Source organism: Rhizobium sp. P28RR-XV, from assembly GCF_012641385.1.
In the GTDB taxonomy this organism is placed as follows: domain Bacteria; phylum Pseudomonadota; class Alphaproteobacteria; order Rhizobiales; family Rhizobiaceae; genus Rhizobium.
In genome coordinates, this window is record NZ_JABAIG010000019.1 from 13,455 (window position 1) to 26,173 (window position 12,719).

The 12,719-nt window shown below is 57.7% G+C and carries 9 protein-coding genes; 4 read left to right on the forward strand and 5 right to left on the reverse strand.

Annotated features, from left to right (window positions below; translation table 11 throughout):
* Nucleotides 1-198 precede the first annotated feature (198 nt).
* Entirely contained in the window at nucleotides 199-993 is a 795-nt protein-coding gene (locus HGP12_RS29645) for a hypothetical protein (RefSeq protein ID WP_168880013.1), read from the reverse strand.
* Nucleotides 990-1,823 carry a hypothetical protein gene (locus tag HGP12_RS29650; protein ID WP_168880014.1) on the reverse strand — a complete coding sequence of 278 codons (834 nt, stop codon included), beginning with the start codon at nucleotides 1,821-1,823 and terminating at the stop codon, nucleotides 990-992. The genes HGP12_RS29645 and HGP12_RS29650 overlap by 4 nt, the downstream gene beginning before the upstream one ends.
* A gap of 318 nt (nucleotides 1,824-2,141) precedes the next feature.
* Here HGP12_RS29650 and HGP12_RS29655 point away from each other — a divergent pair, with 318 nt between their 5' ends.
* Nucleotides 2,142-2,378: a hypothetical protein gene (locus HGP12_RS29655; protein WP_168880015.1), complete on the forward strand. Its 237-nt coding sequence runs from the start codon at nucleotides 2,142-2,144 to the stop codon at nucleotides 2,376-2,378.
* A 343-nt stretch (nucleotides 2,379-2,721) separates the two neighbouring features.
* Here the strand turns inward: HGP12_RS29655 and HGP12_RS29660 are convergent, their stop codons facing one another.
* Together HGP12_RS29660 and HGP12_RS29665 are read right to left on the reverse strand one after the other, a co-directional pair.
* Nucleotides 2,722-6,321 carry a hypothetical protein gene (locus HGP12_RS29660; RefSeq protein ID WP_168880016.1) on the reverse strand — a complete coding sequence of 1,200 codons (3,600 nt, stop codon included), beginning with the start codon at nucleotides 6,319-6,321 and terminating at the stop codon, nucleotides 2,722-2,724.
* Nucleotides 6,322-6,779: 458 nt separating this feature from the next.
* Nucleotides 6,780-7,322, reverse strand: a complete 543-nt coding sequence (locus HGP12_RS29665) for a hypothetical protein (RefSeq protein WP_246703588.1) — start codon at nucleotides 7,320-7,322, stop codon at nucleotides 6,780-6,782.
* A 311-nt stretch (nucleotides 7,323-7,633) separates the two neighbouring features.
* Here HGP12_RS29665 and HGP12_RS29670 point away from each other — a divergent pair, with 311 nt between their 5' ends.
* Nucleotides 7,634-8,161 carry an oxidoreductase gene (locus tag HGP12_RS29670; RefSeq protein ID WP_168880018.1) on the forward strand — a complete coding sequence of 176 codons (528 nt, stop codon included), beginning with the start codon at nucleotides 7,634-7,636 and terminating at the stop codon, nucleotides 8,159-8,161.
* Nucleotides 8,158-9,858 (forward strand): hybrid sensor histidine kinase/response regulator, encoded by a 1,701-nt coding sequence (locus tag HGP12_RS29675; protein ID WP_168880019.1) that lies wholly within the window; start codon nucleotides 8,158-8,160, stop codon nucleotides 9,856-9,858. The genes HGP12_RS29670 and HGP12_RS29675 overlap by 4 nt, the downstream gene beginning before the upstream one ends.
* On the opposite strand, the gene HGP12_RS29680 is transcribed toward HGP12_RS29675, so the two are convergent.
* A complete protein-coding gene (locus tag HGP12_RS29680; RefSeq protein ID WP_168880020.1) occupies nucleotides 9,845-10,714 on the reverse strand; it encodes a helix-turn-helix domain-containing protein in 870 nt (289 codons plus the stop codon). The two genes, HGP12_RS29675 and HGP12_RS29680, sit on opposite strands and share 14 nt — an antisense overlap.
* Before the next feature lie 361 nt (nucleotides 10,715-11,075).
* Here HGP12_RS29680 and HGP12_RS29685 point away from each other — a divergent pair, with 361 nt between their 5' ends.
* Entirely contained in the window at nucleotides 11,076-11,939 is an 864-nt protein-coding gene (locus HGP12_RS29685; RefSeq protein ID WP_168880021.1) for a tetratricopeptide repeat protein, read from the forward strand.
* Nucleotides 11,940-12,719 lie beyond the last annotated feature (780 nt).

The window sequence follows — 12,719 nt, forward strand, 5'->3', positions numbered from 1 at the left end:
CGATTATCAAGTCGATTCAAACCAGCCGGTTAAGGCGACGCCACCGATTCTACGTCTGACTTATGCCCAGGAGTAGAGGCGCTGATCGTCTGCAAGGGGCAAAGGATGGACGCCGAAAAAGGATCAACCTTCGTACTGCGGCATCCCCAGTTCTCACGTTCAAAAGGAATACATGCCGTGGTTGTTGACTCCAAGGCGCTATCTTTGTCGAAAAACATCCCTGTGATAAACCTTCTTGTGGTTTGGCACATACTCGGAAACGCGTCCCGGTTTTGATCTTACTGCCGTTTCGCTGGCAGTAAGAAACTGCAGTGATATGCCGGTCTCGTCCGAAAGCCGTGCAGCTTGGGCTGTAAACAGCTTCAGAATGCCGTGCTCAATAAAGCGCTTAGAAAGCACATCCGGCATCGTGACGACGAGTGTGCCGTTGATACGATCCACGGCAAGCTCTCGGATTGAGCCAACGTCCTTAAGGCCAGCGCCCACTGCAAGCCTTCTGGCTTCGATGACGAGATGGCCACGCACAAAATTGTCGGATTGCCAGCGGTCTGCTTGTCGTTCACCCCAGTTCGCTCTGACGTAACCATAAGCGCCGTTGGCCAGCTGCCGGCGGTCTAGCCTGTCGGTTGCCATGGCCAGGTCGAGCAATGCCAAGGGTATGTCCTCAGCGATCTGATCCATCACTTGTGCGAACTGTGCGATTATGACTGCCGGCGCTCCCACATAGACTTCCTTGTTCCAGAGGAGAACATCGTGCCATGGGTCACCCACCGAAACCGATCGCGATGCTTCCGCTTCCAATCGAATTATTCCGTCGGCCTCGAATGGCTCGAATGAAATGATCGTCCCAGAATGGTCGCCATCAATGGAGCAGACTGCGCAATACCAAACATTAGAATTCGGCCCAGATGCATAACAAGGCAGGGCAAGACCCTGTGTCCGCAGCGGCAGGTAGCCAGTTAGCAGCAGGTCCGTTATTCCGTCACCGGTCATGACATCAGCCCCTTTTTCTTAAAGTAGGCACGCGCGATCCGCGCAATTTCTTCCTGAAATTCGTTGGGCGTCGTATTAGGTTGCCATATATAGGTCTCCCATTCAATGTGACGATCATTCAGCTGCTTTATGAATGAGGAGTTTTTGGTGCCGTTGTCTTCGAGATACCGATCGGGGACAATGGCCAGCATTACGTTACCCTTTAGCGGAACGTTGCGCGACGTTGCAATTTCGATCGCCGAGGCACGCTTGTCCGGCTGATTGCTGCCGCTCCGAGCCATGCCAGCTATGGCGTGATAGCTGAGTGTCACAGTTTCGTGGGCGGGCACGTCACTAACCAGATCGGCTCGAAGGTCGCCGTCGAAATACGCTTCAAGTGACCCGAACGCCCAACCGATCTGCCCAGCCGCTGCGGCATGAGTCGCATGAAGTTCGTAATCTTCGAGACAAACGAACTCGTCAGCCTGGTCGGCAAATACTCCAGCGTCGGCTCCGCCAGTATCTAACGGATACACATGGTAGGGAGTAACAGCGTTTGGAGCAACAATGAAAACGAAAGGGAAGCGATTGATCAGATCGGACTTTGCGTCTCCATCTTTTCTCTTGTACGCCGGTCTCAACACAAAGAAGTAGATCAAGTCCTTGTTGAATATTTTGCAATGATGGACTTCGAATTTACCGCTTTCAACGATTTCTCTCGCAAGTGCGGTGGCGGTGACGTGGATCAGGGGAAGCTTGTTTGGCAACGTTCCCGGTGAAGCACGGTCACGCAGCTGTCGTTGAGGTGGCAGGCCTTTGCGGCGTCGCATTTTTCTCGACGACTGCCTCATTCAGCCCCCCTGCACAACATTGACTTTAGGCGGGCTGGGTTGAATTCAGCTCGCTTGGCTTCGCGTTGCCAGCGAAAAGGCAGTCCAAACCTATGAGAAGCGAGACGCACGATCAATTGCCGTTTAGTGTCGAGCGCTTGCAGTTCTTCTATATACTCCGCGCGCTCAACACTTGCCACGCTGCCCATAAAATCTCCCCGAATGCCCCAACGAAGCTTAGCTAAATCGGCATCATGAGGCTAGAAGAAGTGGCAGCCTTAACAAGATAATTCTGAGAAAACCCCCTATCGGAGGTTGGCTGGTCTTGGAGAGGAGCGCATGAAGCGCCTTATCGATGAAGTGAGAGATGGAAGAGCCGCCAAGACGCTCGTGATGCCCGACTGTGAAAAAGACGGAGTCAAAAACACCGACGTCGTCGGTAGAATCGCCAGCTTGCGCATCGCTCCCCAAGGACTGAAGGGACAATGTGCTCGGTCATTGATTAAGGCAAGAACATCAGGAATGAATCTACAAGACGGTCTAATTTCCGCTTATCTATTGAGCGGCGGGCATTAATAGACCGCCCTCAAAGGTCTGCTACAGCCGTTACGCGGCCGAACGCAGTTGGTCGCCTGACGGCCATAAAGCGGTCATTCCACACAGCCAAAGCCGACGTTCGCTATTGAAGTAATTTAAACGGATAGCTTTTTGCAACAATAGGATCGTCGGTTCGGCTCCTTTCACATCAAAAGATTTGATCTTGTCGGTGGTGTGTCGGTGTTTAAAAGACAGCGTCGCAGCAAAGGGCAGAACGACTGCTTTGCGCTATTGTCGCCGTTCGCGGCATCAATCGGCGATCCTGAAAGCCGTAATCCATTCATGTTCGCCGTCTGGTCGTGTCCGACGGCCGCTTGAGCCACTAGCTTGACTTCACCGCAATGTTTTTCCCTGCTCCCTTGATCGCCTTCCGGGCCTTCGTCTTCCCCGCTGTGATCCCAGCATTGCGCTGGCGGTGTTGGCCCATGTTTAGCACTAGAAAAACCACCTTCACCTCGCCGAAGTCGGCGTCATAGCGGGCAACAAAGCCCGGCGGCTGTGAGTCTTCATGGCGAATCTTCTCTTGGCCGAGATATTTGAAGCCCGGCGGGCATGCCGTCTCGGCCGCTGTCCCGAGGAAGGCTATGACCTCGCCAACGTCGATATAGGCGTAGGTCAGGTGGAAGAAGATCCGTGGGCTGCCGTAGCCCAACAGTTTCTGGAAGTGGCTTTCCAGGTCCGCCCTCACGACGTCCTGGGTCAGCGCGCTCTTGCATTTGAGCGCTTCGATGATCGTCAGGATGGTGCTGCCGCTGGTGAGGATGATGTCGCGCTCGCCGGCGTTGGCGTTCGCGCTATAGCCTCCCTTCGACTGGTCGTTTACCGACCAGCCGAGGAATTGGACGCGCGCCGCCAACAGATGCTGCACGAAGCCGTTCAGATCGTCTTCAATGGCGTCGATATCGACGCCCTTCATCATGGGGACCAGGGACACGACCGCGTCGGCCGCCCGACGCACATAGTCGATCAGCAGCGTCTCGAAGGCGTCCGACTGCGGACGAAGCACCCGGGCCTGCTGTTGCGGGCCCATCAGCCGGAAACGCGCGATCGCCGACCCGACATTGTCCACGAGGTTGCCGTAAGCGGAGACCTCGGGCAAGGCGAGGAACGCCGCCCCGCTAGCGATGTGCGCCCGCGCCGCGGCGAGGATGGGCGTCGCGCCGAACCGAAACTCGGCGCCGTCCAAGGCCGCCGTGGCTTCAGCCGGCTGACCCAAGCGGGCAAAGGCGACGGCGCGATAGGCGGCGGCGACGGCGTGAAGACGCGTCAGCGGCACGCCGGATAGCGTCGCCAAGGCCTGGCCGGGTTCGCCCAGCGCCAGCAGCAACTGCGCGCGATTGCACTCCAGGACTTCGTCGGTTGGCCCCTTCGGCAACAAGGCGACCATGCGGTCGAGCTCGGCGAGCACCTGGCGACCGAGCCGGACGTCGGGACCCGCTAAGAGACTGAAGCTGTCGTCGACCAAGAGTTCGCTGATGGCCGCAACGAACCAGTTGGTGGCGAAGATCAGGGATTTCCGTTTCGAGAAGAGATTGGCGAACACCGCCTTCGCCACCGCTGGGTCGGAGTTGGGCCCTACCAGCGCCACGAGGCCGCGAAATTGCTGCAAGGTTTCGAGGGCTGATTCCTGTGCCAGCTGGGCGGTGAAGGCCGGTCGCGGCGCTTGCGTGATCGCGTCCCAATCTTGCTTCAGAAACGCCAGCCGCAGCTCATTGCGAAAGCGAGTCAGTTCCCGGCCGGCAGGTTTGCCCCACGTCTTCAGGTTCTCTTCGGCGGCCATGTAACTCGCCGCGGCGTCGGCCGCCCCGATGGTCAGCAGCTGATCGATGCGGGCGTGCATCTCGGGCAAAGATCGAATCTCGGCGGCGGCGTCAGGCGCCAGTGCTGCGATCCGCTGCTCGACGCGCGCGCGGAGGTTCGGCGGCACGTTCGGCAAGATCTGCGCGAGGATCAGAGGCTCGTCGGTTTCCAGGATCGCGTCCAGCAGGGCGACCTGCGCCGCGGGGTTCAGGCGCCCAAGAGCCGCCGTCAGGTCGCCCGACAGCGGGCGATCGCGTGGCGTGCGGATCAACGTGCTTTCAAAGCTCGGCGCGAAAGCCGCGACCCGCCCCTTTTCCTTATGCTCCAGCGCACCGGACCGAACAGCGTCGACCAGCGCTTCCAAGAGGTCGCTGGTTGCGTCGCGGGGACCGCCGACGATTGCGCGGCACAGGATGCGGATATGAGCGCGGACGCACCGGCCGAGAGCATCGGCGAGCGTGAACGGATTGTGGTCCAGCGGAGCGGCGGCCAGACGAGCGCGAAGGTGCAAGGGATAGAGGAAGCGCTTTCTCAGATCGTCGGTTCGCTCGCTCAGGCGGGCCAAGGCCGCCGCGCCAGCGGCGCCCACGCGGTAAGCCGACAGACTGTAGTGGCCGGCCTGCAAGGCGCTCTCATAGGCGGCGATCACTCCCTCGGGATCAACGTCGTCCGTCAGGTTCCCGAGGTCGCAAAGGTCCAGGACTGCGGCGAATTCCGGCGCGCCTAATCCCTGGTCCAGAGCCGGTCCCCGCAGAAACCCCGTTATGGCCAACAGAACGGGCGCGGGGCAAATCGCCAACTCCCGGCGCAGGCTCGCCATTAGCACGTCCGCCCCGGCGACGTCATCGACAAACTCGGGCCCGGCGCGGCGATGCAACCAAGTCAGCAGCGCCGCAGCCTCGCCCACGGGGATTGCGTCGCGCCGCAGGTGTTCCCCTAAAATCGCGACGCCATCGGCGAAGGTGTCGGCCTGTCCAACCTGATGATCCGCCTCGGTGAGGGACCGTTCCCAGGCGCCGCCTGGATGACGCCACTGGGCGATCAAGAGACAGGCGAGTGCGGCCGTGGGCGGATGCAGCACAAGGTCGGCGAGCAGCCGCGGATGGCTACGGGCCTGATGCAGCACGGCATTGAAGAGTTCGGACCGGTCAAGCGCGAGGTCGAACAGCGCGGCGGCCAGGGGGTGCGGGGCCTTGGCGTTGTTCTGCGCATCGACGTCGGCGAGGAGCACCCGCGCTAATCCGAACAGGGCGTCGCAGTCGTCCAGTGATCCATAGGCGCTGGCTTCAACGGCCTGGCCTTCCAGCCAAAGCGCGCGGTAGACGGCCGTGCTCGGCGGCGCCGGGATACGCGACTCGGCGTTGGCGGCCGTGGTGTTGTGGGCGAACGCCGCTTGCCGGACATAGAGGTCACGAGTTTCGATCCAGCCAGCCAGCGCCGGTTCTGATCCGATCAAGCCAAGCGCTGCCTCTCGAAACGTGGCGGCGTCACCCGGCCCCCATGCCCGCTCGGGGACGATGTCGGGATATTGAAGCACGCCCCAGAGATCGATCCAGTGGCGCAACGCGACCTCGACTGAGTTCGCTTGGCTGCGAACAGGTTCCCAAAGCCGTTCGGCGATCCAGGCCGGACTGCGCACGACAAGGCGATGCGGATCTAGTTGGCCCGCAACAATATCTTCGGACAGAGCACGCAACTCGGAGTCCGCCCCTACATCCGTGTCGAACCCGAACGTCTGGCCGTGGATGCCTTTCACGAGCGCCTTCAGGGCGTCCATCTCGCCGTTGGGCGCGCGTAGCGCCCTGACCGCGATGTCCCGCGAGATTTTGACTCTTCCCCAGACCACGCGCGCACCGCCGGACGACACAAGGTCTGGTAGAGTGGCCGCTTCGTCTGGACAAACCCCGTCCAAGCCGTAGGCGGCCTCGACGGCGGGCCAGGCCGAGGCCGGCGATATCGTCATCTTCTGAAGGAGACGCAGGGCCACGACGTCGGGCGTGTAGGCAAGATTCGGGTCGAGATAGCGATCCTGCCACGAAACGCGGAGCTTGCGCGAGAAGCGATCCCGAAGAATTTGGCGCGTCTCGCTCGGCGCATATTGGAAGCTTGGAAAGCGGGACATCGAATGGCCGTCCTTCAAGAGGGTCGAAGCCGACCGGGTCAGATCTCCTCCTCGCAAAGTCTAGCCTACCACGCGAGCCCTGTCATTTATTAGAGCAGCGCATGATTGCCCTGTAGTCGATTGCGCTGCGATTCGCACGAGGCCTCCCGTCGGCCCTTTTTGCGGCACTATTGCATGGGGGCCCAGCACAAGCAGCGATCATCATAATGCCGAACACTGCGGCCCAATAAAGGAATGTCTGCAAGCCACCCCGGCGCGCCCGAAACCCGCCAGAGCATAAACGGTCCCATATCGGCCATCCCCCGAAGGCAAGCAGCTGCCCACACAGGGAGATTCTGGGCGAGCACTTCGACTAAACGACGAGGTCGGCGGTTCGAGTCCCTTCAAGAGCATTGTGTTTTGCGAATAATCGACGCCGAGACCGGGTTTGTTGCTCGATATAGTGGGTTGATTGCAACCTACCATCCGATATCCCAGGGGCGGGGCTTGCCGTGGAAAATCACCACGCGGGCGCCGGAGGGGATTGACCCATTCCCGCGCTCATCATCGTAAAGCGCTTGCCTCACATGCGATTTCCACGAGACGATCTGACCGGGCAGGAAATCCTGCCACCGCTTGGCGCGATCCAGCCAAAAGCGCTCGAGAAACGCCTGGTCGCCACCCTTTCGATAAAGATCCATCCAATGCTGCGGCCGATTGGACCATTCGGCCCAAATCCGCGCGCGTTCCGCCTTAGGCAGATACATGATCGATGATTGCAGACCGTCCGGGCGATAGATATCGCGCATCAAGGCAAGCCGACGGACCGAAGCGATATCGGTAAGGTTTCCGACAATCGAGGTGTCGAGATCCATGAAGAGAATATCGCCAGATATCTCGGGCCGAAATAGCTCCATCTTCGACCACCAGCCCGGCCAGTCATATGCCAGCGGCACAGTTTTGACGCCGCCGACTTCGATATCGCAGAGACAGCGAAAATCGGCGTCCGGAAGATGTCTCATCACCTGCGCATATAGGCGCAACACGTGCTCGGCCTTGTACTCGCCGCCGGACCGCAGAACACAATAAACGGAGATCACGTTAAGTCGGCCTCGCCAATTATATCTTCTTTAAGATGTAGAAATCCGGACGAGCATATGGGCCATTACTCAAACTGTCATCGGCCGTATCGCAATTTTTCCGTCCTGAGTTCCGCTAAGACGATGTGCTCGTGAACATTTCGATTTTTGGGATTCCACGCAAACGCCATCGGATACCCTTCGAAATTGATTGGAATTGTGCCAGACTGCGAAAGGTTGCAGGATTGTTGGGCATGTCTGGGAAAATGGTGCGCGCATTCGCATTGATTGTCATTGGTCTTTGGTCGAGCACCGGGCTGGCGAACGCAGCCATGCGTATTCCGAATGGATGCACGCCGGGTGTTTTTTTGACAATCTCCGGCAAAATTGGAAAGACGACGAACAGCGCCGCAAATGCCTATGAGATGTCTGAACGCGAATTTCTCGGACTACCGCAATCGACAGTGACAACATCGACGGCGTGGACTCCCAATAGCGATTTCGCGGGGCCCTTGCTCAGTAAGGTGCTGAGCGAGGTTGATGCGAAAGGAACGAAGCTGCGGCTCATTGCGCTTGATAATTTCAGCGTGGAAGTGGATGCCGATTATCTGGAGAAGTACGGCACCATCCTTGCCGTCAGCAAGAACGGGGTTCGGCTGACGATTAGGGATTTTGGACCGGTCTTCGTCATGTTTCCCCGTGACAGTTTCAAGGAGCAATTGGACACGCCGGCCGCGGCCTCGTATCTGGTGTGGCAGCTCTGCGGGATCGAAGTGGAATGAAGTTTTTCCATGTTGCATGGTTTAGCATTCCCGCAGTGATCGTAGCCCTATGCCTTGGAGTTATCGGCTACAACTGGGCTGCCATTCGAGCTGCCTATGATCTCTGGGATTCCGCGAGCAGCAGAAATCCGTCGTTTTCTTATTGGCCGACGGCGCAGGTGCTCAGGGAGCTCGAAGATGTCAGATTGGACCTGAAAGCAATGGCCGATGGATCTGCCATTGAACCGGACGCGCTCTCGTTTCACATTGATGTCCTGATTTCCGGCATCACTATTATCGTCCGGCCCTCCCAGTTGAACGATAGTTTTAAGACGCTTCCGGGCTTTTCCGAGGATGGAGTCGCGTTGGAGAAATTCGCGACAGAGGTCCTGCCCGCAATCAAACCCGCTATTTCGTCAGCCGATGCCCAGGCATTGTTGCCGAAGCTGGAGGAAATGGCCTTTGTCGTGGACAGAGTCTCCAAGGCGGCCATGGATCGGGATAGCCAGTTGAAGGAAAAGGCTTTCCAGACGATTCAGGCAGGGCATATCATCATCCTAGTAATTGCCGGCATGCTGTTTTGTGCAATCCTGTCCTTCATTATCATTTCGATCTTCTATTGGCTGGCGATTGCCGCAAGGACGCGCGCGATAGCCGCTGCGGAAGCGGCTGTCGAAGACAAGATCTCATTCCTCGCCATGGTCAGCCATGAGCTTAGGACGCCGCTTCAGGTGATCGTTTCGGCGCTGGATATTCTCGAACGCCCTCAGGATATAAGGACGCGGAGCGAATTGACGGCGCGTATCCGCCGGGCGGCAAATAGCCTTGCAATCCAGCTTCGCGACATGCTGACGTTGGCTCGGGCGCAAACGGGATATATCGAACTGCAGCCTGGTGTATTCGAGGCAGGGGAGCTCGTCCGCGAGGTGGTGGAAAATTATCAAGACATGGCGCAAGCCAAGCATCTGCAGCTGCGGCTGATCAGTCCAGATGAAGCTATTTTCGTGGTCGCGGACAGCGAGCGCATTGCGCAATTATTGCATAACCTCGTTTCGAATGCCGTGAAATACACGTCATCCGGTTTTGTCCAGGTCGATCTTGCGCCATTTGATGAAAAGGCTGGCGAACTTTCCCTGCGCGTGACCGATACCGGACCGGGCCTGCCGTCGAGAATCCTCGAGAGCGACGTGGATGCGAGGGGACCTTTGAGCCTCGGCGCAGGCCGCGGCATCGGCCTATCGGTCGTCCAGACCCTGTTGCGGCAGCTTGGCGCGCGAATGACGGTCAGCAGCCCGCCCGAGGGCGGCAGCCTGTTTGACCTGTCAATTCCCGCAGTCCTCGCGGAGGGACACTCGCAGAGGGCGAATGACGATCAGAAACGGGTGCTGGTAGTGGACGACCATCCTGACCTCCTGAAAGGCTTTTCGGCGGTGCTTGAAGAGCTTGGTTTAGCAACCGACGTCGCATCCTCCGGTATGGCGGCACTGAACTATGCCGCCGCACATGCCTATTCGGCTATCTTCATCGATCTCGATATGCCGATCATGACCGGACCCGAGCTTGCCGCCCAGATCCGCAAGACGAATTTGGGCTACAAGCCAAAGCTCGTCGCCATTTCAGCCGCCAATGCTGGCTCCAGGCGGGACCTGTCACTTTTCGATGCCATGCTCACTAAGCCGATACGGCAGCAGCAATTGCGGACGATCATGCAGTTTTGAAGCTGGCGTTCAAGGCGGCAATGAGGATCGGCATGCTTGCCGGCTTGGTGAAGAACTTCAGATTGTGCTGCGCCAATGCCGCGGCAATGTTCTCCTCGTCGACATTCCCGGTCCTGATCTGCCCAGTGAGGATGATGATCGGGCAAAGCGCATTGCGCGCGCGGATATTCTCGACCAGTTCCAGTGCCGTCTGGCGCCGTGCATCGCGCTCGATGATCCAGTCCAACACATAAGCGTCGAAATCGGTCTGATCGTGAAGAGCTTGAGGGTCGCTGAAGGCGACCGCCTCAAACCCCGCCGTCTCCATATACTGGACGATCGTCTTGGCGGTATCGGCGTGATCGTCCAGAATGGCAACCCGGCGCCGTGAGGCAGTCGGTTCGATCAGCAGACGGGTAACGATATGGGCCGGTATGATCGATCTGGCGTCTGCCGGCATCACCCGCCACGATCCGTCGATCTCGGCGGCAATCAGCGTTCCTGGCGACACCTGACCAACGATGGTACCCAGGCGGATACGGCAGGGCACGATGTGGTTGTTGATGACGATCGAAGCATCGACAAGGGCGTCGGCATTTTCTGATGTGACGAGTTCCTGCAGCGTCTCGCCAAAATGCTCGGCGACGCGCTTCAATTCCTCAAGCGACCAGGAGGCATTTGTCGTCAGACGACGGTTTCCCGCCGAGTAGGAAAGGCCGAGGATCTCGGAGACGGTGACGGCGAACCGGTACTTGGGAATGCCGTGCCGTGTCAGTAGGGCCGCGATGCATTGTGCGGCGAGCGCTGGTTCGCCTTCTGGATGATCTGAGCGTAATTCGGATATGGCGTGATCATTTTCGCTTATTTCGCTCGTCATCGAAAAGTCCTTTATTGCAAATGACAAAAATGCGCGTATACGTGGAGTTAATATGCGCATTGTGAGTGGGTTGCGATGCCTCGGCTTCGTTTCGTTCGTAATCACCGCGAATATACGCGATGATTGTAGATTGACAATGCTGAGCAACCGGTGAGCCGTCAGTTTAGAGTTGCGACCAGTTTGGCTTGGGTAGTGAGAAGCGCCGCAGCTGCGAGTCCGATGGAGGAGTTACAGGCTTGGTGAGCAGCTTGGCGAACATGAGGACTTGTACTGATCGTTCGAGGTTGCAGATGCGCTAGGGTATGCCACTTATCGGCGACGTCACCGTGATTACTAGATCACTTAACAACTGGGTATCGCTATGCGCGTCATATACTTACTCGCAATATCGATAATTATCGCTGCACTTCAAACGGCCGCATATGCTGACGAAGGGCAGGATCTATATAATACAGGAGATTATCAACGCGCGCTGAAATACTGGCAGCCCTTGGCTGAGCAGGGCGATGCTCAAGCCGAGTTTGGCTTGGGGCTTCTTTATGAAACCGGGCATGGCGTGGAGCAAAACTTCGATACGGCCCAACGATGGTATCGAAAGGCGGCGGATCAGGGCCTGGCGAGTGCGCAAAACGCTCTAGGGGCAATGTACGCAAATGGTCGAGGTGTTGCGAAAGATGATGTGCAAGCCGCAGAATTGTACCGCAAGGCGGCAGAACAAGGGGATGTCCGCGCGGAAGTAAACTTGAGCGGCCGGTATGAGTGGGGGCTTGGCGTTCCTCGTGACATAAGTGTTGCAATCGCTTGGCTGGAAAAAGCGTCCAGCGCTGGTAACGCAGTTGCTCAATCCAATTTGGGCGGCATTTATATTTCAATGAATGGAGTGAAGGACTATTCGAAAGCGGCAATTCTGTTCCAAAAGTCTGCAGATCAGGGCTATCCGGGTGGACAAAATGGTCTTGGCATCATGTGTTCTCTTGGGTTGGGACGCCCAAAGGATACCGCTTGTGCTGTGAATTGGTATCGGAAGGCGGCAGCGCAGGGCTATCCGCGCGCTGAAAAGAACCTTGGTGACGCGTATCTTGAGGGCGCAGGCGTCGAAAAGGATATCAGTCAAGCGATGTTTTGGTATCGAAAGGCCGCGGAACATGGAGATCTCCAGGCGCCGAAGATACTTCAAGATCTCATACAAGGGCTTGAGGATATGAGATCTGTCATCAAAGGCTAAGTCATAAAGGTGATATTGATAGTAAAACGCTACAAACTCTCCACTCAATACATAGAGAGATAAGTATGGGAACGCTACGAGATGAACCTAAAAGCGATGAGCGGTTTGACGTCGGTGTCGGCGCTGCAGCCGGCGTTGGGCTGCATGGAGCCGGCCTAGAGGTTGGTGTCAATCACAGCCTGATGACGGGCAAAACTGAATTTGAACACAATATTACCGCCCCAGGAGTAAGTTACGATCCCTCCAACAAGGAGGCGAATCCTGGTGCCGAGTATTTTGAGGGAGCCGGCGTAGGAGTTTCATTGGGGACACATTCTGCGACCGTTCAATTGGGGGTGGGGATGGGAGAGAAATCCCCGGCGGGCGAGGCGGAGGCTAAAGCATATGGTTATGTGAAGGCACCGTACGAACTCCTTGAAGCAATCGGGGCTGCCTTTGTAGGTGCGCTAAATGATACCGCGTATTTAGGAGCTCTAAATCCTGATACGTTTGGCGTTGCTGATCCAGCACCCGTTACTCCTTCGCAGCCATATTCTGGCCCATTCAATCTTGACCTAGCGATCAATCCCCCGACGCCTGATAGCATCGGTCCCATCTCGTTCACTCCGGTTGATCCGGTGGCGCCGACGCCAGTTACGCCTGTCGATAACCCCGCATGGAATTTCGGCTTTATGCCGAACGTTCCAGATGTCCCGGTTGCTCCGACGCCGCCGAACATGAACTTTGAGCCATTCTACGGAGGGATTCTGGGTGACCTTGGTCTCGACGGTTCGCCTGGCG